The 26,066-nt window shown below is 31.4% G+C and carries 18 protein-coding genes; 13 read left to right on the top strand and 5 right to left on the bottom strand.

Annotation, left to right across the window (positions count from 1 at the left end):
* The 9 genes from ACJBCC_RS05390 to ACJBCC_RS05430 all read left to right on the top strand — a co-directional run bounded on the left by ACJBCC_RS05390 (nucleotide 1) and on the right by ACJBCC_RS05430 (nucleotide 10,717).
* Complete coding sequence (locus ACJBCC_RS05390; RefSeq protein ID WP_407556583.1) at nucleotides 1-540, top strand: heme NO-binding domain-containing protein; 540 nt, start codon at nucleotides 1-3, stop codon at nucleotides 538-540.
* Complete coding sequence (locus tag ACJBCC_RS05395; protein WP_407556584.1) at nucleotides 540-2,495, top strand: PAS domain S-box protein; 1,956 nt, start codon at nucleotides 540-542, stop codon at nucleotides 2,493-2,495. Before ACJBCC_RS05390 ends, ACJBCC_RS05395 begins: the two co-directional genes overlap by 1 nt.
* A gap of 2 nt (nucleotides 2,496-2,497) precedes the next feature.
* A complete protein-coding gene (locus ACJBCC_RS05400) occupies nucleotides 2,498-3,631 on the top strand; it encodes an FIST signal transduction protein (RefSeq protein WP_299102209.1) in 1,134 nt (377 codons plus the stop codon).
* Nucleotides 3,631-4,695, top strand: a complete 1,065-nt coding sequence (locus tag ACJBCC_RS05405) for a sensor histidine kinase (protein WP_407556585.1) — start codon at nucleotides 3,631-3,633, stop codon at nucleotides 4,693-4,695. Before ACJBCC_RS05400 ends, ACJBCC_RS05405 begins: the two co-directional genes overlap by 1 nt.
* Nucleotides 4,695-5,012, top strand: coding sequence for an Hpt domain-containing protein (locus ACJBCC_RS05410; RefSeq protein WP_299102206.1), 318 nt, complete (start codon nucleotides 4,695-4,697; stop codon nucleotides 5,010-5,012). The genes ACJBCC_RS05405 and ACJBCC_RS05410 overlap by 1 nt, the downstream gene beginning before the upstream one ends.
* A 9-nt stretch (nucleotides 5,013-5,021) precedes the next feature.
* Entirely contained in the window at nucleotides 5,022-5,738 is a 717-nt protein-coding gene (locus ACJBCC_RS05415) for a LytTR family DNA-binding domain-containing protein (protein WP_299102205.1), read from the top strand.
* A gap of 368 nt (nucleotides 5,739-6,106) precedes the next feature.
* Complete coding sequence (locus ACJBCC_RS05420) at nucleotides 6,107-6,604, top strand: CAP domain-containing protein (protein ID WP_407556587.1); 498 nt, start codon at nucleotides 6,107-6,109, stop codon at nucleotides 6,602-6,604.
* 262 nt (nucleotides 6,605-6,866) lie between these two features.
* Nucleotides 6,867-9,467: a DUF6923 family protein gene (locus ACJBCC_RS05425; RefSeq protein ID WP_407556588.1), complete on the top strand. Its 2,601-nt coding sequence runs from the start codon at nucleotides 6,867-6,869 to the stop codon at nucleotides 9,465-9,467.
* A 200-nt stretch (nucleotides 9,468-9,667) separates the two neighbouring features.
* Nucleotides 9,668-10,717 carry a nuclease-related domain-containing protein gene (locus ACJBCC_RS05430; protein ID WP_407556589.1) on the top strand — a complete coding sequence of 350 codons (1,050 nt, stop codon included), beginning with the start codon at nucleotides 9,668-9,670 and terminating at the stop codon, nucleotides 10,715-10,717.
* Nucleotides 10,718-10,827: 110 nt separating this feature from the next.
* On the opposite strand, the gene ACJBCC_RS05435 is transcribed toward ACJBCC_RS05430, so the two are convergent.
* Both ACJBCC_RS05435 and ACJBCC_RS05440 read right to left on the bottom strand, forming a co-directional pair.
* A complete protein-coding gene (locus tag ACJBCC_RS05435; RefSeq protein WP_407556590.1) occupies nucleotides 10,828-12,888 on the bottom strand; it encodes a tetratricopeptide repeat protein in 2,061 nt (686 codons plus the stop codon).
* A gap of 136 nt (nucleotides 12,889-13,024) precedes the next feature.
* Entirely contained in the window at nucleotides 13,025-14,161 is a 1,137-nt protein-coding gene (locus ACJBCC_RS05440; protein ID WP_407556677.1) for a response regulator, read from the bottom strand.
* A gap of 346 nt (nucleotides 14,162-14,507) precedes the next feature.
* On the opposite strand from ACJBCC_RS05440, the gene ACJBCC_RS05445 reads away from it, so the two are divergent.
* From ACJBCC_RS05445 to ACJBCC_RS05455, 3 genes are all read left to right on the top strand, one after another.
* Nucleotides 14,508-15,767, top strand: coding sequence for an oligosaccharide flippase family protein (locus tag ACJBCC_RS05445; protein WP_407556591.1), 1,260 nt, complete (start codon nucleotides 14,508-14,510; stop codon nucleotides 15,765-15,767).
* A gap of 13 nt (nucleotides 15,768-15,780) precedes the next feature.
* Nucleotides 15,781-16,986, top strand: a complete 1,206-nt coding sequence (locus ACJBCC_RS05450; protein WP_407556592.1) for a glycosyltransferase — start codon at nucleotides 15,781-15,783, stop codon at nucleotides 16,984-16,986.
* A 406-nt stretch (nucleotides 16,987-17,392) separates the two neighbouring features.
* Complete coding sequence (locus ACJBCC_RS05455) at nucleotides 17,393-18,598, top strand: glycosyltransferase (protein ID WP_407556593.1); 1,206 nt, start codon at nucleotides 17,393-17,395, stop codon at nucleotides 18,596-18,598.
* Between the two features lie 219 nt (nucleotides 18,599-18,817).
* Here the strand turns inward: ACJBCC_RS05455 and ACJBCC_RS05460 are convergent, their stop codons facing one another.
* From ACJBCC_RS05460 to ACJBCC_RS05470, 3 genes are read right to left on the bottom strand one after another with little or no spacing between them, the layout of a single operon-like run.
* Nucleotides 18,818-20,332: a cellulase family glycosylhydrolase gene (locus ACJBCC_RS05460; protein ID WP_407556594.1), complete on the bottom strand. Its 1,515-nt coding sequence runs from the start codon at nucleotides 20,330-20,332 to the stop codon at nucleotides 18,818-18,820.
* Nucleotides 20,326-21,546 (bottom strand): hypothetical protein, encoded by a 1,221-nt coding sequence (locus ACJBCC_RS05465; protein WP_407556595.1) that lies wholly within the window; start codon nucleotides 21,544-21,546, stop codon nucleotides 20,326-20,328. Before ACJBCC_RS05465 ends, ACJBCC_RS05460 begins: the two co-directional genes overlap by 7 nt.
* Complete coding sequence (locus tag ACJBCC_RS05470; protein ID WP_407556596.1) at nucleotides 21,546-24,635, bottom strand: hypothetical protein; 3,090 nt, start codon at nucleotides 24,633-24,635, stop codon at nucleotides 21,546-21,548. Before ACJBCC_RS05470 ends, ACJBCC_RS05465 begins: the two co-directional genes overlap by 1 nt.
* Nucleotides 24,636-24,882: 247 nt before the next feature.
* On the opposite strand from ACJBCC_RS05470, the gene ACJBCC_RS05475 reads away from it, so the two are divergent.
* Nucleotides 24,883-26,064, top strand: a complete 1,182-nt coding sequence (locus ACJBCC_RS05475) for a response regulator (protein WP_407556597.1) — start codon at nucleotides 24,883-24,885, stop codon at nucleotides 26,062-26,064.
* Nucleotides 26,065-26,066 lie beyond the last annotated feature (2 nt).

Genomic DNA, 26,066 nt, shown 5'->3' on the forward strand with positions numbered 1-26,066 from the left:
ATGAAAGGAATCGTTTTTACAGAGTTTTTAGAACTCGTTGAAGATAAGTTTGGATTAGAAATGGTAGATAGAATCATTTCAAGCTCAGATTTAGATTCTGATGGTGTTTATACTTCGGTAGGTACTTATAGTTTTTCTGAAATGCTACAATTATTACAGCGTTTAAGTGAAAACACAGGTATTTCAATTGATAATTTATTATTAGTCTATGCAGAACATTTTTTCAGCGTTATTGAAAAGAGTTATCCAGGACTTTTAGCAACATATAAAGATCCAATTGAAATGATATCTTCTATAGAAAATCATATACATGTTGAGGTTAGAAAAATTTATCCAGATGCTGAATTGCCAACTTTTGAAGTTATAGAAAAAGCAGAGAATCATTTAGTTTTAGATTATACTTCTAGCAGAGCAATGCATCATTTTGGACTTGGATTAATGAATAAAACATTTGAACATTTTAATTCTACGGCCACAATAGAATTAGAAAAAATAAAAGAAGACGGAACAAAAGTGAGGTTTGTGATTAATAAAAATTAATGGACCAAAGCGTTGAGATATTAAACCGTGCTCTCAAAAGAGAAAAAGAAGCTCGAAAAGCAGCTGAAAGAATCCTTGAAGAAAAATCTAGGGAGCTCTACTTCACATCTCAAAAACTCGAAAACTTATTAGATGAAAAATCATCAGAATTACAAGGTGTCTTTGAAAATATCATTGATGCTTACGTAGTTATGGATTTTAATGGCAATATTTTAAAATTTAATGAAGCCGCAACAAAATTATTTGGATATGATATTGATAATGAGGAAATAAAAGTCGCGAGCCTCATCTATAAAGAAGATTTTCAATATGCAATAGATTGTTTTGCCCAACTAACTGAAAAAGGCTTTTTTAAAGATTACGAAACTAGAGTTTATACCAAGTCAAAAGAAGTAAAATGGGTGCATGTAAATGGAAGTATTATTTTTGATAGGCACCAAAAACCCATTGCAGCGCAAGGAATAGTAAGAGATATTACAGCCGAAAAAGCTTCAGAAGAAAAGTTAAAAGCATCAGAAAATAGGTTATCTACGCTTATATTAAACCTTGATAGTGGTGTTGTCTTAGAAGACGAAAACAGAAAAATAGTACTTACCAATAATAAATTTTGCGAACTTTTTAATATTAAATCAAATCCGTCTGATTTGTATGGCTTAGATTGTACATATTCCTCAGAGAAGAACAAAGTTTTATTTAAAAATCCCGAGGACTTCATTGAGAGAATGCGATCTATTGATGCAGCTAAAGAAACTGTACTAGGTGACGAATTAGAAATGTTAGACGGTAAAATTTTAGAGCGAAATTATATACCCATACAAGAAGGTGGTTTTAATAAGGGCTATTTATGGACCTTTAAAGATGTAACCTTAAATAGAACTTATAGAAAATCACTAGAAATCCAAAAAGAAAAATATTACAGCATAATTGCCAACATGCATTTAGGGTTAATTGAAGTGAACCTTGAAGACGAAATATTAATGGTTAACCAGAGTTTTATAGAGATGTCTGGTTACTCCGAAGAAGAATTATTAGGTAAAAGTGATCAGATGTTATTTCCTGTTGAAGGCGGTTTAGATATAATTAAAGCGGAAAATGAAAAAAGGATAAAAGGGATATCAAATTCTTACGAAGTTAAAGTAAAAACAAAAGAAAATGATATTAGATACTGTTTAATTAGTGGTGCACCTAACTATGATTTAAATGGTAATATAGTTGGATCAATAGGTGTTTATTTAGATATAACAGATTTAAAAAGCCTGCAAATACAGAAAGAAAGTCTATTATCTAAATTAGAGCGAAGTAATAATGAATTACAAGAATATGCACATATTGTTTCACACGATTTAAAATCGCCTCTACGAAGTATAGATGCCTTAGTTAGTTGGCTAAAAGAAGATAATAAAGGTAAGTTAGATGAGATGAGTTTAAAGAATTTTGAACTTATTGAATCGACTTTAGAGAAGATGGAGCAATTAATTTCAGATGTTTTAGATTATTCTAGTGTTGGTACGGATAGTAATGATAAAGCAGATGTTAATTTAGATCAAATGTTAACTGACCTTACAACTATTCTTTACATTCCAGAACATATAGCAATAAATTCATTAAATCCATTACCTACAATACAGGGAGATCCTACTAAATTACAGCAATTGTTTCAAAATTTAATAAGCAATGCAGTTAAGTTTATTGATAAAGAAAAAGGATTAATAACTATAGACGTAGAAGATTTAAAAAGCCACTACAAATTCTCAATAGAAGATAATGGAATTGGTATAGATAAGCAATTTCATGATAAGATTTTTAAAATTTTCCATGCTCTAAATAAAAGTAAAGATTCTACAGGAATAGGATTGTCAATAGTTAAAAAAATTGTTGATTTACACGAAGGTCAAATCTGGTTAGAAAGCCAAGTAAATGTAGGAACTACATTTTATTTCACACTTAAAAAATAAACATGAAAATAGTACAGCTTGTAAAACAGAACAATAAAGATTGGACTTATATTGGCGAAAATCAAGAACTAAAAGAGCCTTTAGTTGTCGTTTTTGGAAATCGATTACTTTTAGAAGATACTTCTGTTTATGATGAAATTAGAACGATATTTCCAGATGGTCATATTGTATTTGGTTCAGCATGTGCGGAAATTTCATCGAGAACTGTAAATGAAAATAGCATAACTATAACTGCTATGGAGTTTGAAAGGAGTCAGTTTGTTATAAAAACTAGTAATGTTTTAAATCGAGATTTAGATAGTTACAAAACAGGAAATGATCTTATAAAACAGTTTCCAGAAGAGGGTTTAAAATATGTTTTTGTAGTATCAGAAGGTAGTTTTATAAATGGTAGTCAACTTACACAAGGCATGAGTACTATAAATAGTGGAAACCTTCTAATTACAGGTGGTCTATGTGGTGATGATACGCGATTTGAAAAAACACTAGCATCATATAATGAAAATCCAAAGGAAGGAGAAATTGTTGCAATTGGTTTTTACGGTGACTCATTAGAAATTACCTTTTCAATTCATGGTGGTTGGACACCTTTTGGACCTGAGCGAATCGTAACGAAGTCTAAAGGCAATACACTTTATGAGTTAGACGGTTTACCAGCATTAGACTTATACAAAACTTACTTAGGAGATAAAGCTAAAGATTTGCCAGGAGCGGCATTATTATACCCGTTAAATGTAAAATCTGAAGATGAAGAGCAATCTATAGTAAGGTCTATTCTCAACATTAATGAAGAAGAAAATGCCGTTATATTGGCTGGTGATATTAAGCAAAATTCAAAAGTTCAATTGATGATGACAAACGTTGACAATATTGCTAATGCATCAGAACGTGCCGCAACGCAGGCATTAGAGTTTAGGAAAAATAAACCAGAATTAGCCATGTTAGTAAGTTGTATTGGTCGAAAATTGGTTTTAGACCAACGTGTAGAAGAAGAAATTGACGAGGTTATAGAAATTTTAGGAGAAGGAACTGCTGTGAGTGGTTTTTATTCCTATGGAGAGATTGCGCCATTCCACGGAGAAATGGCATGTCAATTACACAACCAAACAATGACCATAACGTTAATCAGTGAATAATGAATTCATTACTTAGTCGCCAGTTGCGTAAATACTTAAGTGAAGAATTAAAGTCAAATGGAGAATTATCAACATTTCTTGACGCTGTAGACAGTTCCTATAATAATTTTGATGAGCAATCTGCAATGATTCAAAGAGCTATGGCAATCAGCTCAGATGAATTATATACTGCTAATAGAAAATTGCAACAAGAAGCAAAGGAGCAGCAAGAGTTAATAGATAAGTTAAAAGATGTTATAAATACTCTAAAATTTTATAATCTCAATGAAGAAGATAAGGCAGATGCTGTAGAATTAAAAAGTACAGATTTAGTTGATTTTATTGATAATCAAACCAAGGAGATTATTGAAATGAATAAACAGCGAGAGTCTTTATTAAATGAACTTGCCTATCAAAATCAAGAATTGAGTGATTACGCGCACATGGTGTCTCACGACTTAAAGTCGCCTCTTAGAAGTATAGATACATTAACAGCGTGGCTAAAAGAAGATTATAAAGAAGCTTTTGATGCTAATGGAGAAAAAACTTTAGACCTTATTAGGACTAATGTAGAAAAAATGGATGCCTTAATTAATGGTATTTTAGAGTATTCTACTATCGGTAAAAATCAAATTGAAATATATGACGTAGATTTAAATAACCTTGTTAATAATATTGTAAGTATCTTAAGGATACCTCAAAATATCAGTATCAATAAAGCAAAATTACCAACAATAAGAGGTGATAAGTATAGATTACAACAGTTGTTTCAGAACCTTATTGGTAACGCTATTGCTTATAATGATAAAGAAGAAGGTAAAATTAATATTTCCTTTAAAGAGAAAAATAATTTCTGGGAATTTTCAATTGAAGATAATGGAATGGGTATTGACGAGGCCTATTTTGATAAGATCTTTAAAACTTTTGAGAAGTTAGAAAACAATGGAGAATCCACAGGCATAGGCTTAGCTATAGTTAAAAAAATAGTAGATTTGTACGGAGGAGAAATTTGGTTAACATCAAAACTTAATCAAGGTACAACCTTTTATTTCACATTAAAAAAACAGCCTAATGGAACAGCCTAATGGAACAGCCTAATCTTTCTTATATTACCAGCATGTCCGGAGGAGATAAAGCCTTTGAGCAAAAGTTAATTAACATAATAAAACTTGAGTTTCCAGAGGAGAAAAATGTATATTTTAAAAACTTCGAAGCTGAAAACTACAAACTTACTGCTGAGAACGTTCATAAACTTAAACATAAAATTAGTATTTTAGGCCTTGAGAAAAGTTATGATGTTGCTGTAGATTACGAGAATAGTCTCATAGACGGCAAAACTGAAGGAAGAATAGAGTTTGAATCTATTCTGCAAACCATGACAGATTTTTTAGAGACCTTATAAAGTTATTTTATGAATTGCATTATTATAGATGATGAAGCCACAGCAAGAGCTATTATTGGCCAATTATGTACAAATATACCTAGCTTGAAAGTGTTAGAGGATTTTCCCAACGCAATGCAAGCCATAAAATATTTAAACTCTAATGAAATTGATTTAATATTTCTAGATATACACATGCCAGATTTTACTGGTTTCGATTTCATAGATACTATTAAAAATCCACCTAAAATTATTCTTACGACATCAGATCCAAATTTTGCTATCCAGGCTTTTGGTTATGATTGTATTGTAGATTATTTAGTGAAACCGATTTCTCCAGAACGGTTTAAAAAAGCTATTGATAAGGCAGAAGCGATCAAGCCTAAACCAGTTGAGTCTAAAAGTAAGCAGTCAGGGCAAGTAGAAACGAGCTCTGGTAATGATCTATATGTAAATATTGATAGACGATTAATTAAAATAGATATTCCAAGTATTTATTTAGTTGAAGCAAAAGGTGATTATATTCAGGTGAAAACAGAGGATAAAAACTATACTGTTCACTCTACATTAAAAAAAATCGAAGAGAAGCTTCCAAATGATTTATTCTTAAAAATCCACCGTTCTTATATTATTAATGTAGATAAGATAATTGATATTGAGGACAATAGTGTGTTAATTAAGAAAGATGTAATTCCTGTAAGTCGTTCCAATAGACCAGAGTTAATGAAGCGTCTTAACTTGCTCTAATCTTTAGGTTAAAACATAAGCAAACATTCCGCAACGCTATTTGACTTCATTTTGTAATTGTTTAAATTCATTAGTCGATACGTAATATCTTTTCGTCGAGCCAAAAGTGGCATCGAACGAAATAAAAAAATACAACTAATTAGTACTATTATCTTTGTACTATAATTACATAATAATGATATAGGTTTATTGGTTAGGCTTATGGGCAAAAGAGAAATCTTTTGCCCTTTTTTTTGTTATAAAAACACAGCTAATCTGCTTAACCTTATATGGTTACCGTTCGTCTATACTTTGGTTTGATTTAATCGAAATATCCAAAAACGGAGTGTTATTCCCAATATTTTTGTCATGTAATAAACAACAAAATCATGAAAAATTTATTCCTCACATTTACTGTATTAGTATTTAATCTACTACTTTTTTCTTGTTCAGTAGAAGAAGATTATTCCATTTCTGAAGCCTATAATTCAGACAATTTTAACGTAGTATACGAACCTATAGATTATGAAATTTTAGAATTTATAAATATTCATAGAGCTATGTTAAACCTACAGCCATTAGAGCTTTTAAATGAGGCATCAAAAGAAGCTATTTCTCATAATTACTATATGATAGATGAAGGCACTGTTAGTCATGACTTTTTCTTTTTAAGATCTCAGAACCTGATTGATGCTGTTGACGCAAAAAAGGTGTTAGAAAATGTAGGGTTCGGCTTTTACAATGCACAATCTGTTGTAGATGCTTGGTTAGATAGCGATGGTCACAGACAAAATATAGAAAATCCAAATGTTACAAATATTGGAATTTCATCAACTCATGATGAAAATGGCAAATATTATTTTACAAACATTTTTGTTAAACTGTAGAGAACTATTAATAATCGTAGTAATCATTAAATTTTATCCCTAAAATTGATTACTTCCTAACCCTTAATTATCATCTATAGTGTGAGGCAAAAGAGAAATCTTTTGCCTTTTTTTTTACGTTAAAATAAAAATCTTACATATTAATACCATTCGTCGATACTTAGCCGTTAATCAAGGGTGTTTTTTGCATATTTAACCGAAAATATCAGCTTACAGTCTGATATTCAGATATATTTGTTTCGAAATTAAATTTAAAATAAACATGAATTACTTTACCCAAATCAAAAATCAATTCATAATTATTGTTTTTACAATAATGAGTATTGGAGCTCAAGCTCAGAATAATCCTTTTAATTGCGATTATAATGCCTACTTATTTCAGTACAACGATGTGTATGCTATTGATTTAGCCTCAGGAAATTCTTACCAAGTAGCGGCTGATGTAACGCCAGGTAGTATTAATGCCACAGCATATAATCCTGCAGATGGTTTTATTTGGGGCTCTTTAAGTACACCAGCAAAATCTATTGTAAAAATAGGAACAGATTTTACAACCACCACTTACTATATAGATGAGTTACCAGATAGTGGTCGTTATGTGGGTGATGTCAGTGCAGATGGTATTTATTATTTAAAAGGTGGAGGAACAACTTTTTATAAAATAAACCTAAATCCAGAGTCTGAAAATTATACACAATTCGAGGCGACTGGGACTTTGTCTCAAAATATAAGTATTCATGATTGGGCATTTAATGCAGTAGATGGTCAGATATATGCAGTAGCTAAGAGTTCAAATATTTTATACCGTATTAATCCTACAAACGGACAAGTATCTGCCCTAGGAGAAGTGCCAATTTTATCGGGTTTAAGCTACACCTATGGAGCCGTTTATTTTGATAATGAAGGTCGTTTTTACATTTCTGCAAACCAAACAGGTACTATATATGTGATTCAAGCAGTACAAACTATACAAACAGTAGCAGATATTGAATCTAACTTATTTGCTTTTGGACCATCGAGCGCAAGTAATGACGGTGCACGTTGCCCAACAGCACCAGTATTACAAGAAATTTGTGATAATGGAATTGATGATGATGGTGATGGACTTATAGATTGTGAAGATCCTTCTTGTTCTGGTTTTGGGTCTTGTGAAGTAATTGCAGCACCAACATCAAGTTCTAATAATGGAGGTTTAGAAAGTAATAACAGGTTAGCAGAGCAAATTAACGCACGTAATTTTAAGAGAGCAAAAACTGGTTATAAGTTTGATCCTACAACAGCACCAAGAGCGGTAAAAAGACCTAGCTATGCAACTAAAAATGCGAATTCAAACTTTACATTAGAAGATTTTATACCATTAACTACTATTAATGAAGATGAAGCGGTTGAGGCTTCACCTTCAGACTTAATAGGCATTACCAATGCAACAGAAATTTATGCAATAGATTACATAAAAGACAATAGTCCTATTGCTTCTGTATTAGCATTAAAAACGGAAAATGGTGTTTACGAGCATACTAAATATATCTGTGATCGTCTATTGGGTGGAGAGTTAGTTAATGTTTCTACAATGGATATTAACGAACAACAATTTATAAAATCTATTATAAAGAACGAAGATGGAACTTTTGAGTTTGTCTTAAGTTTATCTGCGAAAGTGGTAAACAGTGATGCTAATTTTGCGATAGAAAGCCACTGGAATTTAGATCAGTATGAAGCTAACGTAACGTTTTATAACTTTCAAATATGGTCTAATTCTATTGATGATTTGTATTTGTTAGGACAAGAACTGTTAAACTTATTAGAAGTAGAAAAGCCAATTTCATCTTATGAACTTTCTACACCACCAACAGTATTTGTAAAAAGTGGAGGTTACTCAGATGGTGGATTAGATTTACAGATTGTAAATACTAATGGTACACAAAGTATTACGCTAGATGCAGGTTATAGAACAACAGAAACGGAAGCATTTCAAAATCTTAATTCTACAATTAACTTAAACGGAAATTACATTACAAATCTTAGAGTAGAAACAGGTAATTTATTTGATATAGGATTTAGAATTGGTGATGGTGTTGCAACACCAGATGACTTATTTATGTCTGATGGTCCTTGGGGAGTTGATGATTCTCAATCTGGTACTAATGTAAGTCTTTACGAAGTGTCTACAAACACAAATACGTTTGCAGAAGAAGATTTTCCGATAGAAAGAAATGTAACTTTAAATGCAACTACAGATTCTTACGTTGCAGCTTATAGAGCTTTAACGCCTAGATTTCAAGCTGTAGATGTATCAGATTTCGCAAGTTTTCAATTTAGCGCACAAGGAACAGGTAATTTAGAAATTACTTTTGTAAAAGAAAGTATAGAAAACTGGGCAGAACAGTTTAAAACTAATGTGGCTTTAACAAACGAAATACAAGATTTTACTATACAAATAGAAGACTTAGAAAATAATTCTTTTGATACTGCTGAATTAAATGATGTAGTGACTATAGTATTTACTATGGTAGCAGAAAATGGAACAATGACTTCAAAATCGTTAAATATTAACGATCTAAGATTTACAGCGCCATCGTCATTATCTATTAATGATTATACTAAGGATTTAGAAACCTTAACTGTTTTTCCTAATCCTATGAGTTCAAAAGCTACAATTAACTTCTCAGTAAATCAAAGTGAAACTGTACGATTTGAAATGTACAACCAACTAGGCAAGCAAGTATATAGCACAATATATACAACAATACCAGGAAGTAATAGCATAGAAATTAACAGAGAAAACTTGAGCTCTGGTCTTTACTTCTGTAAAATTGTTAGTAATCAATACAATTTTACACCAATAAAACTTATCATAAAATAACCCTTAATTAATAGCTATAAGAAAAGGCAAAAGCGAAAGCTTTTGCCTTTTCTTTTTTATGTTAGTTTGGGTTTTAATGCTATCTTTATGAGATGTTTAGCTTCTTTTTAAGAAGATAAATACTTAATTTTATATTTCAATAATATGTTATCGATGACGATGTGCGTAAGTTTTAATTAGAAATGTTTTAAACCCTTTAAATGGCGAGAATATATGGAACCATAGAATCATTAAATTCTCTAAAAACTGAATTAGAGGATAAAGGAATAACAAGATTTAATTCTATAGGGCAGATAAAGGACTTTATAAAAAATTACAATTATGAAAGAGAAAATATTTATAATGATATTAAGATTAAACTGGATAAAGAATATTCTGAAAAGTGTTTTGATAATGAACAAAGAATTCAGAATAGAGCTGAAATAATCAATTTAGAAACAGAAAATAAGGATAATAAGATTTCTGATTTACTGAAGAAAATTGCTCTAATTCAAAATGATAAAAGCAAAAATGTTCTAAAAAAACTATTTTTAAATGTAAGGCTCTACCCTCTTAAATATAGATCTAAACGCTTAATAAAAAGTAAAGCAGAGCATATCAGAGCAATTGTAAAAGACATCTCAAGAAAGATTGAAATTGATGGAGTTTTTATAAATAGATATGAAAATAAAAGGCAGCAACTCATTGAACAAAGAGCAAAGGCTAAAATTGAAAAGTTAGAGTATACACGTGAGGTTGTTGAGAATTCAAAGAATCTAATTTCAGGGGCAATAGGAGAAAATTTAGTGGTTAAAGAAATAAAGAAGTTATCAGATGATTATGTTTTAATTAATGATTTTAATTTAAACTTTTCTGATCCAATTTATTTTAAAAAATATAATCAAAGAATTAAATCTATTCAGATTGATCATCTCTTAATTACAAAGGCTGGTATTTTTATTATAGAAACTAAAAACTGGAGTAAATCCTCAGTTAATTCCCGTAATTTAAGATCACCAATAGAGCAAATTGAAAGGTCAAATTTTGCGCTTTATATACATGTTTCAGAAAGCATAATTTTAAATGAACATCATTGGGGAGAACAAAAAATTCCTATACGAAATCTAATAGTGATGATTAACCATAGACCAGCAGAGAATTTTAAATATGTCAGTGTAAAATTATTGAAAGAATTGAATAATTACATCAAATATTTTGATCCTATTTTAACGGAAGACCAAGTGAATAGAATAACAACTCAGTTGATTTAATATATAGTTGTGGCATTAAATGAATGTCTGTAATTAAGAAGTTAGATAATCTAATGGGTTTTTATGCAGATTAGTTACCTATATACCTAAGCTAGGTTACAATTTTTTGTTTATCTATTAAAAACCGCTTTCTTCAAGAATTGCCACTTAAAACGCAACCCAATTTCAGTAAATGTAAAACCAACAGCTGTTGCTGATGCTATATTACTGCGTGTTCCATAAACATTTAATAAACTGCGCTCAGAGAATCTATACCCAAACGCACCTTGTATTCTATAAGCTGTTATTTTAGGATCGTCTTCAATGTATTGGTAACCAAACGCACCTGTTAAATTATAAAACCATTCTTTTGGTTTTGCTGCAGCTTCATCTTTTATAAGGTTTACAAATATTTCGTAGGCATTGAACTTTTCTGGGCTAAAATAAACCGTTGGTACTTGGTCTTTAAACGTAATATATTGGTAGTTAAAACCAACCTTTACAGATGGTTTTGGTAATAGGTTATAATATAATGAAGTAAATAATAGATTTCTACTATTACCATCATTTTGGGAGGTATGCATTAATTGTGTAAACCAACCTAAATTGAAGTTTGTACCTAAATTATAATTTGCGTAATAATTGTTTTGAACTAATTCTCTATCTAATAAATCGGCATTAAAACTTTCGATTTGCCTTTTATAACCAATATCTAATGTTTGAAGTTTAAAGGATTTAATATTAAATGAAAGATCTGTTAAGAGTTGTGTATAATCAATAGTTTCTGCTTGTGCTGATGTCATACCTGCAGTACCTTTAAAAGTAATACTAGGTATAAATTTGTAAGATAACCCTAAAGATAGGTTATTTGAGGTTGCACTATTATTAGTTATTGTATTGTTTGTTGTTCGGTAGTTATAGTTTCCTAATATTGCAAATTTTGTAGATAATGGAAATATAACATTGTTATTAAAGGCAAAGGCTTTGTTGTCTCCGTTATCAAAGGTATGCGATGCTTTAGACTCTAAAGTGGGTGCAAAGCTATTGTTTAATTGATTAATAAAATTGGTAGCATCTTTTTGTTGATCGTAAAATTTTAAAGTGTTTTCAGCAGAAGTATAAGCTTCGTCTGTATAACCTAAAGCCTTTAATACGTTTGCTTTTCCGAGGTTTCCATCAAAGGAGGTGCTATCGTTTACTAATATTTGATTGTAATCGGTTAAACTCTTTTTAAAATTACTCTTGTATATATTTAAAGTAGCGCGTAATGCCAAAACCCAATTTTCATTTGGGTTGTCAGTAATTAAAGTGTTAATTAAGTTTGTGGCAGTTTTAAATTTTTTGTTCCAGATTAGTGCTTGTGCATAGCGTTCTGTTGTTTGCTTAGCAATGTTTTTATCTGTTGTTTTATTTATACTATTAAAGGCTTCTGTACTTATACTTAAAGCTTTTTTTTCTTTTCCGTTTAAGTGTTCTACTAAAGCCAATCCGTTGAGAGCAATAATTTTATGTTCTGGTTGCTCTGCTAACCTATTATACATAGTTTTTGCACTGTCTAGTTTGTTCCAAATTAAATAGAGATTAGCTAAGTTTAATAGCGTATCCTTATCATCACCGTAAAGCTCTAAGTTTTTGGTTAATAATGCTTCAGCTTTGTCATAATTTTGTGCTTGTTGGTTTTGGTATGCGTAGCCTAAATAAATATATTTTTTAGAAACCATAGCGTTAGGATTTCCTGGTGATACCTCTAAAGCTTTATTAACCATAGCTAATGCATCTTCGTATTCCTTTAAATTAGAAAGCGTATTGGCAAAACCAAGAAGCGCTGCGAAACTTTGAGGGTCTTCAGTTACCAAGCTATTATAGTAGACTTTAGCGTCTGTAAAATTACTATTCCATAATAGAGACTCACCATAATTTAATTTTACTTCAAAATCATCAGGATAATCAGCGAGTAAATCTGTAAACAATGTATTTGCTTCGGCAGCTTTTCCGTTAAGCCCTATAGCACGTCCGTAACATAAGCGTGCCGTTTTGTTATCTGGAAAATCATTAAGAATATCATTAAAGAAAGTTTCTGCTTGTGCATATTTTCCAGTCTCTAAATACGTGAATCCTTCTTTCATATCTTGAGCAAAAATCCACTGTATGATAAATAAGGATATTAAGAATAATAATTTTTTACGTGACATAATATATTTAATTAATTACAAGTGCAAGTTAGCTTTAAGTGTTATTTTATTAATCTGTAGTAACTAACCATTCATCTACACAAAAAGCCCATTGGTACTTTATATAGAGTTTAGGGCTCTTAATTATTAAATATTTCTATCTATAGTGTATTGCAATTTGACCAAGTTGCCCTACAATTTTTACAGAATCTTTCATAGACAATTTAGAACCATCTGCATGTATCCATCGTTTTAGTGGTTGTTCGCAGATGTATGAAATTGCTTTATTCTTGCCATAATGTTTTCGCATTCTTATAAAGATTTCGACATCAAAAATCCATCGTGTAATAAACTTATCTTTAAACATAAGATTAACTATGTCTTTATCCATAATTTTTGCGCCACATTGGGTATCGTTAAAAGGCATACCTAATATAGTACGGATAATAAGGTTTATAGTTTTACTTATAATTTTACGTGCAGATTCTTTAGTGATATCTGCACCCATTCTGCTCATTCTAGAACCACTTACAATTTTAAAGTCTGAATCTTCAATAGTTTTTACTAAATCATCAAAATCTCTAAAATCGGTTGATAAGTCCGCATCTAAATATCCAATATAATCTAATTGAGGATCTTCAGCTAAGTGCAATACACCTTGTCTTACAGCTTCAGCTTTACCACCATTTTTTTCACAATCGTATACAAGAATATTGTTTTCTCTTCCTTTTTTCAATGAATTTAAAACCTCTAATGTTTTATCGGTACTACCGTCATTTACAAAACATAATTGGTAACCTAAATTACTATCAATAAAATTGAGAAATTCTTTACTAGAAAGTCTGTCTTCTTCATTGTAGCAAGGTATAACAACACCAACACAACGCTCTTGTAGTATTTGATCTTTAGTAGTTTTATTTTGTGCTTTATTGGTTTTAATACCAAAAAGTCTATTAATTCTCACAGTTACCTCATTCAGTGATACGGGTTTTTTCATGTAGTCATCTATACCTAAGTCAAAACCATCAATAACAGTATCTTCATTAGTGTTTCCAGAAAGTACTAAGATTTTAGTATCAGATTGCTTTTCGTTTCTAATATTCTTTACGACCTCTAACCCAGACATGCCGTCCATATTAATATCTACAATTACAATATCTGGATTAAAACTGTCAAACAAGGCGAGTCCTTCTTCGCCAGATTGAGCACATTGTATTTCAAATCCTAAATCGCCTAAGTGTTTTTCTAATGATAACAATATTAATTGTTGATCATCAATGGCAAGTATTTTAATCATAATAGTAGGTTTTTGGGGTTGTTTTTTAGTTAAACAAACTCTTTTTCAGTCGTTTAAAGGCGTAAATGTAAACTATTTTTGAAAGAAAACTATGATAAACCTTAATTTTTTACCGATTAAATGCTATATTTGCCTGCTTAAGTGCGTTAAAATTACTTTGTTACACTGAGAAAATGGTGTTAAATGCTAGTAAAATGGACTATTAATTTATAACAATTAATAAAACGACACTAATAGTACATTCGTCTTATGCAAAGCGTATCTGAACGAAATTTAATCTCCCTCCACTGTTTCAAATTAGATATTTGTATTATAAATTATACAAATACATTATTATAGAATCATGCAAATATTAGCAATTTTAAAATCTAGAAAAATTACACCAGAGCAACTTTTTATGCTGAGTGTGTTAGCCGTAAATGGTGGGAACTATTTATACAATTTAATTCTAGGTCGTGTTTTAGGGCCAGCTCAATTTGCAGATGCCGCCGTATTAATTACATTTTTATTGGTACTAAGTTTTGCTGCAATGACATTTCAACTTGTAACTGCTAAATTCTCTGTGCTTTTTGAAAATGAGGTTTTCGAGAGCTTTGTTTCTAAAATTTATAAAAATTCGCTTGCGGTTAGTGTAATAATGGGATTATTGATAATCGTTTTTGCAGACCAACTGCAAAGCGTGTTTAACACATCATCATCTAATATGTTTGTTGTTTTTGGTTTTGGTGTTCCTCTATATTTCTTAATGAGTGTAAATCGAGGAGTTTTTCAAGGAAAAAAGTCTTTTAAGTCTTTATCTATTACTTATCAAAGTGAAATGTTAAGCCGTTTAATAATTACTTTAGGACTAATTTTAATTTTTAATATACAATCATCTGTTGTTATTGCTGTTGGTATACTAGCTTCATTTGTATTTGGATTATTTCCGTTTAAGTTTCCAAAGCTAATTTCAAAGAAAGCTTTAGTATTAAGTAAAACGCATTCAAAAGAAATTAAAAGCTTTTTTGTGATAACTGCTTTTTATGAGTTAACTCAAATTATTATAAATAATAGTGATATACTTTTAGTTAAACATTACTTTGAGTCATACGAAGCTGGTTTATATGCCTCTTTGGCCTTAATAGGTAGAATAGTATACTTCATAGCTTGGATGTTTGTAATGTTGCTATTGCCTACAGTGGTTCAACTTAAAAAAGAGGGCAAAGAAACTGCATCAACTCTTTTTAAGTACATTGGGTATATAGCCGCTATATCAATTACAATTATAATAGGTTGTTTAATTTTCCCAGAAACCATAATCACATTACTATTTGGAGAGAGTTATATAGCTATGGCACCATTACTATGGAAATATGCAATAGCAACCTCAATGTTTGCCATTTCTAATATTTTCGCTTACTACTACCTGTCTTTAGACAAATATATTCCAGTTGTTATTTCTGGAGTATTTGGCATGCTTCAAATGGGTTTGGTAATTTTCTATCACGAGAGTTTAGAACAAGTAGTACATATGCAAATAATAGCTATGCTATTGTTGTTAACAATTCAATTAGCCTTTTTTAAATACGATCAAATAAAAATTAAAAACTTGTCCCAATACTAAAACCACAGAAATTATGAAATTAGTAATCGTAACGGCATATCCGCCTAGTAAAGTTACTTTAAATGAATATGCATATCATTTAGTCAAGCAATTTAGAAAAAATGAAAAAGTAACAGAACTTATATTGTTAACCGATAAAACAGAAGGCGCAAAGGATATTGAGTTTAACGAATCTGGTTGTAAGATAACAGTAAAGGAGTGCTGGTCTTTTAATAGTTATAAGAATATTTTTTCAGTAACTAAAGCGATTAACCAAACTAAGCCAGATTCAGTTTTGTTTAACCTACAATTTATGAAATTTGGCGATAAAAAAATTGCCGCTGCTTTAGGATTAATGTTACCTTTAGTATGCAAGTTGAAAAAAATTCCTAATATAGTATTACTACACAATATACTTGAAGAAGTTGATTTAGGCAGTGCTGGTTTTACATCCAATAAATTAATGCAAAAAATTTATGGATTTATAGGTACATCGTTAACTAAACTAATTCTTCAAGCTGATACAGTAGCGGTTACTATGCAGAAATATGTGAATATATTACAAGATAAATATGGTGCCAATAATGTAAAATTGATTCCACATGGTACTTTCGAAATTCCTGCTGAACCAGATTATAAATTACCAGAAGGTCCATTGCAAGTAATGACTTTTGGAAAATTTGGAACCTACAAAAAAGTAGAAGGAATGATTGAAGCTGTTGAGTTAGTGCGTGCATCAACAGGATTAAATTTAGAAGTTGTTGTTGCTGGTACAGACAACCCAAATGTTCCAGGTTATTTGTCAAAAGTTAAAGAAGATTATAAACATGTACCACAAGTACGTTTTACAGGTTATGTTGAAGAATACGAAGTGCCAATTTTATTTAATGAGAGTGCAGTTGTCGTTTTTCCTTATAAATCTACAACAGGTAGCTCAGGAGTTTTACACCAAGCTGGAAGTTACGGAAAAGCAGTGGTAATGCCAGATTTAGGAGACTTAGCTTTATTGGTACAAGATGAAGGTTATAGAGGCGAATTTTTTGAACCCACAAGCGTTGAGAGTTTAGCAAAGGCTATCGAAGCAATTGTTACTAATGATGCTTATAGATTAGAACTTGCAAAAACAAATTATAAAGCCGCTACAGCTCATCCTATGTCTCAGATTGCAGAATTATATTTGCATACTTTTAGTACTATTATCGAAAAAAAATCTACAGGAATAGCAACGGCTTCTGTATAATAGAAAAATATAATGATTCAAAATAGTTTACCTATTGTAGGTCTCTGTTTTATTAGTAACACCCAAAAACTCAATTGCAATTTATTATGTGCAATTGAGTTTTTGAGTTTTTTGTTCGCACCCTATTAATACATATGTTACATAGATTGTATTTTGAAGATGTTCTAGCTTATTCTTCAATTCAGTAGATCAGTATTCTTACTATCCAGATCAAAATAATTAGGTGTTGGTAGATCCGGATTTTAATTGATTTTTAGCAATAATACTAAAACTGAAAAACCTTTGTCTTAAGATTTATTCCATTCGTCTACAGTAAAAGTTAACCTATCGAAACTTTCAAAAAACAGTGATTTTAAATGCCAAATTTGTAGTGTAATTAATTAAAACATTTATAAAATCCATTATCATGAAACTAGCAATAGTAACTGCATTCCCTCCAAGTAAAGTAACATTGAACGAGTATGCATACCATTTAGTTAAACAATTTAGACAAAATGAAAATATAACTGAACTAGTTCTGCTAACAGACAAAACAGAAGGTAAAAAGGACATTACATTCACAGAAGCTGGTTGTAAAATTACCATAAAAGAGTGCTGGTCTTTTAATAGCTACAAAAATTTGTTTTCAGTAACAAAGGCTATTAATAATACTAAACCAGATGCTGTATTATTCAATTTACAATTTATGAAATTCGGAGATAAGAAAATTGCGGCAGCATTAGGTTTAATGTTACCATTGGTTTGCAAATTAAAGAATATTCCTAACATCGTCTTGTTGCACAATATTTTAGAGGAAGTTGATTTAGAAAGCGCAGGATTTACCTCGAATAAGCTAATGCAAAAAATCTACGGTGTAATAGGAACTATTTTAACTAAGCTTATTTTACAAGCGGATATAGTTGCTGTTACAATTCAAAAATACGTTCATTCTTTAGAGTATAAATATTATGCGCCAAATGTTGAGTTAATTCCTCACGGTACGTTTGAGATTCCGGCAGAACCAGATTATACGTTGCCAAAAGGTCCATTACAAATAATGACTTTTGGGAAGTTTGGCACCTATAAAAAGGTAGAGGGTATGATTGAAGCTGTAGAATTAGTTAGAGAAAGAACAGGGCTAGACTTAGAAATTGTAATCGCAGGAACAGATAACCCAAATGTACCTGGTTATTTGGCTAGAGTAAAGGAAGATTATAAACATGTTTCACAGATACGTTTTACGGGTTATGTAGAAGAGGAGGTAGTTCCAAAAATCTTCAAAGAAAGTGCAGTTGTTATATTTCCTTACACATCTACAACGGGAAGCTCAGGTGTATTACATCAAGCAGGAAGTTACGGTAAAGCAGTAGTTATGCCAGACCTAGGGGATTTAGCGTTACTCGTAAAAGACGAAGGCTATAAAGGAGAGTTCTTTGAGCCTACTAATACAGAAAGTTTAGCAAATGCAATAGAGGCTATTGTTACAAATGAAGAGTATAGATTAGATTTAGCAGAAACTAACTTTAAAGCAGCGACGGCTTATCCAATGTCAGAAATTGCAAATATGTACATAGAACATTTTTATAAAATTATGGATAAAAAATCTATTAAACCCGCTGTTTGGTCAGTATAAATAAAAGCTAAACAGTAGTAATCTGCCTACTCAGATTGAACCTACACTACTGTTTAGTTAAATAATTGAATCACCTTTTTTGCCCCAAAAAGTAGAAGCCTACAACTAATTAGAAACCCCTAAGTTCTAATTTATAAGAATGCAGACCCGAAGAATCTTAAAGATTGAGTTAGGACATGAACTTAGATTCTTCGCTGTGTTCTATATAATTTTAAAGCATTAATTAGAAATATATTTAAAAGCAGCCTTTTTTGCCCCATTTTTATCTATAAACCCAAAACGTTTTTGAGTATTACGACGCCAAGGACGACTACCTACTACATCTGTTGGTACATCTGTAAAATCATATAAAGTCCAAGACATAAATTGTAAGTTATTAGCTGCAATTTGTTCTTGGATTTTTTTGTGATAGTTGGCTTGGTCTTCATCAGAGGAACCAAAAGGTTTCCAGAAGCCAGAATAAGAAGATAATCCAAATTCTTGTAACACGAGAGGTTTGTCTGGTATTTCGGTTTTCAGAGCTGCTACTGCAGCATCTAAATTTTCTAAATCTTCATAATAATGAAACGACACAAAATCAACCTTGTCTTTTAATATGGAAGCACTTTGTGTATTAGACCAACCAATGGTTACGGGATGAATGCTGTCTGTTGACTTTACCAAATCAATCATATTATCTAACCAGGCAATAACATTGTCTTTTCCTCGAGACTCAAAATCTAAATTAGGCTCATTTTTAATATCCCAAGCCAATAAAGCATTGTGGTCTTTTACAGCATTAACAACCGCTTCTGCGTGACGTTGATTTAGCGTCCAATTCATTATAGAATAATCACCAAAGAAATCAAATAATGTTAAAACAACCTTCAAGTTATTAGACTCTGCTAAATCTAAGGTTTGTTTTAATTTTTCAATTTTTTTGGCATCAATATGTTCTTTTCCAAAGTCTTCATATTGCACAAAAAGACGTACCGAATTTAAACCAGCATCTTTAATAATTTTAAAGTCTTTTGCAATAGTATCAGTAGAGAATTCATCACCAAACATATTCCAAGGATTGGCTTGTGGATAGTAGTTAATTCCTTTAATATTTAGGCTGTCAACATTTATTTGTTGAGGTTCACTGTTATAAATATCTGCACTATCTTTAACTAAATGTCTAATGCGCCAAAAGCCATCTTCTAATAAAAATACCATTTGGTAAGTAGACGTTTCTGTCGTTTCTAAGATGAGTTCTTTAGCTTTAAAAACACGTTTGTATTCTATAACATTACGGTCTGTAACTACGGCCAATTGTCCGTCTTGACTAAAATATTCTAGTGTAGGATTGTGGCTTAAGGTTGTGGCTTCAATACTAATATCTTGTGCTTTATTTAAATCTATAAAGGCAAATAAATTTTTTCTAGCACTGTCTGTATAGTAATCTTTAATTCCGGCTGTTTTATTACTCTTGTAGGCAATTTGTTTTACGTACCAAGCATCTAAATAATCATGCTGAATAGCATTTAAGGTTTGGTCGTCCATGGGTCTGCCTTCATTTTGTAAAGGTTCCCAATCTATTTTTGGGGCATATTGGTCTACCTTTTTTATTTCGGTATGTAGCATTGTGCTTCGGTCGGCTCCTGTATTTAAATAACTAAATAGTGCGCTAACACCAGAAATAATTAAGGCTACAATCATAATATATGTGGCTAATAATATGGTACGTAATATGTTTTTGTTAATACTTACCATAGCTTAATTGATTTAAACTCTTTGGATAAGCCAGCAGTTTCAATACTAAAATTATAGTCGCCATTTTGATAAATAGCGGGTTTTAGTTTAAAACTGGTATAACCATTAAACGAGGTTTTAGTTAACGTATTAATAAGCGTATTATTTTGGTAAATCTTTAATTTAATATGTAAACCATCTGGTATCATTTGTTCCATAAAACTTTGTAAAGGACCTATTTCTATGCGTCGATTATGCTCAGAGAATTCAACGTCAAAATCTTTAATCACTTGTTTGTAGCTAATGGAAATGCTATTACTCTCAGACATACCATCTACGTAAGCTTTAACGCTCCATTTATCTGCAAAATCTGGATGAATAATTTTAGAATTTGCAATACCATCAATCGTGGTTCCTGTTGTTTTAAGCATATGGCCTTTACTGTTTTTAATAAAAAAGGTTACAAAAGTACCATCACTAACTACATTGTTATATTCGTCTTTTATAATGGTGGTCCAAAACGTTGTGACCTGATTTCCGTCTGCATAATCATGTGGTCGTGTTGCAGAAATTTTAAAATCTGTTGGTATTGATGGCATAACGTTTATAGTATATTCTTTAGAATTGATACCAATACTTTCTGAAGACACCAACATTCTTCCACTTGGTCTTTTAGAATATATATTTCTATAAGCAATTAAGTTTTTAGTGAAAATATTAAAACCTTCCTCTGAATCTAAAAACTGAAATTTGGCATCAACCAAAGTATTTGTTGGCACAGGATTGTCTAAAGAATCCGTTGGAATAACAACCAATGTGGTATAATCTTTTCCGCCTGCTTCAATACTTGGTGGACCAATATAAGTTTCCATTGTGGCTACTTCTGGTTTTGGTAAAATATGTAGTTTTCCTGAAAGTGATTTGTTGTCATCTAGCAAAGTCCAGTTTATAGCACCAATTTTTTTAGTGATATTTTCAGGAATAACAAATTCTAAGGTGTTGTTTTTTAAGCTTGAAGAAATAATCGTAGAACCATAACTATTAGAACAATATAAATCAAATGGTACATCACCTGACGTTGAAAATCTTAGTACAATAGGTTGGCCGACTTCAAATTCAGTTTGTGTAGAAATTAAAGTTATTTCAGTCGAAGCAACTTTAGTGTGTTGCACAACAGCAAAGGATGATAATAACATCAACCCTAAAAGTAATAAGTATGTGCGTTTTATTTGCATCAATTAGGACTTCCTATATACGTGTTAATTTCAATTTTAATACCACTAAAATCGAGATGGTCAATGGGTTGTAATTCCGCATTGGTATGATTTTTAATTCTATTTGGAACAATTTTATCTGAGATATCTTCGTTTGGTAAACCGTTTACAAAGATGTTTTTCATGTCATCGTTTATAATCTTCACATCGCCATCAATTATAATCGGATATTCAAAATGTTGCTTACGTTGTTGTCTCACACCAGCTTTCACAAACATATGGTCTACCCAAACCATATTTTGGTCATTGTCGTAATAGGTAATCAATAATTGAGGAATCGTTATTTCTTGAATACCACTATTAAATAAGTTCCCATTAAGCATACAGTCTTTAATATTCACATCACTTAAAACAACGTTTTTATACAAATCTGAACCCGAAACATTTCCGGCGACTTGTAAGTTGAATTTTGTGGGTTGTTCTTCAAACTCAACAGGTGTAAATTCATCCGGATTAAATGTATCTGGAATGGAATCTTGGGTTTTAGACCAGGCAATACCTTCAAAATTAATTCTAAAACTACTCGATTCCTTCGGCATCAATTTATGTTTCACATGGTATTTGGCGTTGTACGTAGCTAATTGCTTATTGTCATCGTTGTAAAGCGTCCCTTTTAAAATAACATCTGCAGGTACATTATCTATGTTCTGAACTTCGCCAATAATGGCATAACTACCATCAAACTGAACTAGTTTTGCCTGAATAACTTCTAAGACAGGTTGTTTCAAAATATCTTCATGGTGAGTGGCTTCAGTGGTAATTCTACGTCGACCTTGATTGAAATATTTAGTCACATTATCAGAATACAACTGGTCTGGTGGTAAATCGTTGTTTAAATCATCGGGTTGTAAAAACCATTTGCCTTTTATTTTTGAAAGGGATTTGTAATCTACTTTTTCAATTTTTTCTAAAGGTGTAATCCATTGACTGGTCACTTTTGCCGAAACTGTACTATCGTTAAGTGCTGTGATTTCGGTTTCAATGGCATCCATTTTTGCATAACTACTCAACAAACCATCGGTTACCGAAATCTCTAGCATGTATTGCGCAATAGGTATGTTACTATTTGGGTCTATTAAGCTGTGGGCTTTTTCAAATTCTTTAAAATCTAAAGCGTCATAATACGCTACAATAGCGTTTTCTGGACTAATTTGAGATTCGTTTTTTAGATAGAATAAGTATATGCCATAAAACACAACTATAGCTAAAATTAAGGACCAAAGATGTGTTATTCGCAATACATTTCTATTAAACTTGGTATATGCAATTGGGAATTTTAGAAAATCTGGTTTTGGTTTTACGCGTGTTTTTAAAGCCAATACAAATAGCATTTGTATGTTTAAAACAAAGGCGATTAAAACGGTTAAAAATGGCATAATTCCCCAATGAATTTTCAGCCATTTTGCAACATCTTCTTTTGGTAAAATAGCAGAAACAGGCGGAATATTGAGGCGTTCCCAAACCATAATACCGTTTTCTAATTGTCGTAAGCGTTGCCAACCACAGAAATAGAGAATTGGGTCGTAAAATTTATCGTTAGAGAAAATGTATTTAAGATTGTATTTTTCTGGTGTGGTTAAAAACTGTTGTAACGAGCCAATACCAGCTACACCTTTAAATTTTGAGTTTTCTAAACGCTCAATAGGTCTTGTGGTTAACTCAGGCAATCGCCTTGCAGAATGGTAATTGCCATCTACAGTCATAGCGTCGGTTTGCGCACTAAGCCAAGCCATTTGGTCGCCAAAACCAAGGGTTAAAAATCGCCATTTGTCGTGGTCATCTTGGTTTAAGAAATTCACAATGGGCAACATTTTTATTTTCTGTGGCTGCGATGGTCTAAAGTAATTTAAACTCATGGTAAAAATGACCATAAATACAGCCAAGCCAGCAAGTATACCACCAATAATTCTATGGTAAACGGCACCTAATTTGGTTTGAATAAGTGTTTTTAAATCGCCTTCTACAAAACGATAGGCAAACTCACCCATTAAAGGTATAGATAAAATTGAAGCCCAAAGTGTAAAACGGTCTAAGGTTAAAATATTAAAAGCCGTTTCGCCTAACATTTTTAAAGGGATAGGTGTGGTGCCACCAGTTCCTAGGATGGTACATATAGTTACTGATAAACCAAAGAACAAGTAACGTTTGCTGTAATATCTGTAAAATATATAAGGCAATAATATGAGTAAAATACCCCAAGGAATTAAAAAGAACACTAAGCCAGAAGACGTGATTTCTAAAAAATTATCGCGAGAACCATGCGGAATTGGGACTTGGGTTATTGGGTTAGCTTTAGAGTTTAACCAATATGGGAAAATACAACCTATAATTAATACTAAAGACAACATCCCAAAACTCACAATACGTTTAAAGAGCTTAAAAAAGGTGTTCAAAAATATTTTGAAAGTGACTTCTTTCATGGTGTTTACCTGCTCTCGTGAAACATCCATTATAACCATACCTATTAACGGAAATATGAAAAAGACCATTCCAAAAATAGGTGTAACGTGATGCGAAGTTACGGTAACCGCAATGAGCGATAAGCTGGTGGCTAAGTACCATTTCTTTCCTGTTTTTAACCATAAATAGATTTCTGGCAAAGCATGCATTAACACCGAAACACCGACAATACTAGGTAGTTGTCCAAAAATGTGCAGTGTTTCTACAAATGAGGATGAAAATACAGCCAAAAGACAAGCGTAACCAGAAACAGTTTTATTCCCAGTCATTAATAAAGAGAATCGATACGTACCCGTTATAAATAGTACAATGGCAATAAGCGCCACACTAAACATACCAAACTTTAATCCGCCAACCATAGAAAGTAAACCAATGGACTGATGCACCAAAGGTGGATAACTCTGTACTGTAAAGCCAGTGTACCACTCGTAGTTCCAAGGCTCAAACCAACTGTTGGCATAATGGTCTGCAAAAAACAAATGGATTAAGGCATCGTAGGTGGTTTCCAAAGTAAAGAATATGGAACTTCCATGAAATGCTAATCCTAAGAGAAGTGCAGAAATTAAATATTTGTTAGAGGTTTCTTTCAATTATTAATTTTCAATATTAGATTTTAGGTCAGTTGTTTTAAGCCTATTTACAATCATAAAAATAATTAAAGCCTAAGTTATAACAACTTGTCAAATATATATAATTTAAACAGTGCTTCATTTTTTAATTATCTACAGCAAACTACCATTCGTCTACACTAAATATAAGGTTCAGCTAAATTTAAAATTTACAAGCGTCTTACCTGGTAATTTTGTACTGTAATTAAGAATCAAAATATCAATTATTATGAAAATATTAGCCATAGACGATCAACAATTAGTTTTACTTCCTTTAGAAAAAAGATTATTAGAATTAGGATATAAGGTAAAGATAGAAACTGATGGTTCAAAAGGATTAGAGTCGTATAAAACTTTTAACCCAGACTTAGTTATTGTAGATATAAATATGCCTGGTGTCTCTGGATTAGATGTTGTAAAATATATTAGAAATATAGATGAATCTAATACGCCAATAATGATATTGTCTGGTAACACACAAGATGATACAATTACTCAAGCTTTTGAATTAGGAATTAACGACTACATGAAAAAGCCATTAAGTCTTAATGAAATTAGTGCACGTGTAAAAAACTTGGTTGGTGCACCACAAGTAAAAAACCCTGTTACCACAAGAAATGTAATGATCCAAGAACGTTGTGTCGGTGTAGTAATACCGTGTTACAATGAGGAAGAGCGTTTATTAAGTAATGAATTTTTAAGCTATATAGATAAGAATTCTGGTTATCACTTATGTTTTGTAAATGATGGCAGTAAGGACAATACTTTAGAAGTTTTAAGAGATTTACAAAAAGGAAGAGAGGACTTTATTACAGTTTACGATTGTGAGAAAAACGGAGGAAAAGCTGAAGCTGTGCGATTAGGAATGTTGCATATGGCTAAAAAAGAAGATTTAGATTACATAGGGTTTTTAGATGCAGATTTAAGTACGGACTTAGCAGATTTTGATGACTTAGTTAAGACTATTGAAACTTCGGAATTTACAATTGTTAGCGGATCGCGTATTGCTAGAATGGGAGCAAACATTACCAAAGAATCTGCCAGAAAGATTATTAGTTTAACCATAAACTTTATAATAAGAAAGATTTTAAAAATGGATTTTAAAGACACGCAATGTGGTGCTAAAATCTTTCACAAGGACGTTATAAAAATTGCCTTTGGTAAAAAGTTTGTAACGCAGTGGATTTTCGATGTAGAAATTTTTAAAAGAATGAGTATTCACTTTGGATTAAAAAAAGCAAAAACTATGTTGTGCGAACAACCTCTTAAACGATGGATTCATGCTGATGGTTCTAAGTTATCTATGAAAGATTCTGTGAAAATAGTATTTCAATTAGGACAGATAGCATGGGTATACAATAGAAAGAAACCTACTGTACAGGAAAACTCAATGAATATAAAAATAGCATAATT

It is taken from the genome of Winogradskyella sp. 4-2091 (assembly GCF_045765065.1).
Lineage (GTDB): Bacteria > Bacteroidota > Bacteroidia > Flavobacteriales > Flavobacteriaceae > Winogradskyella.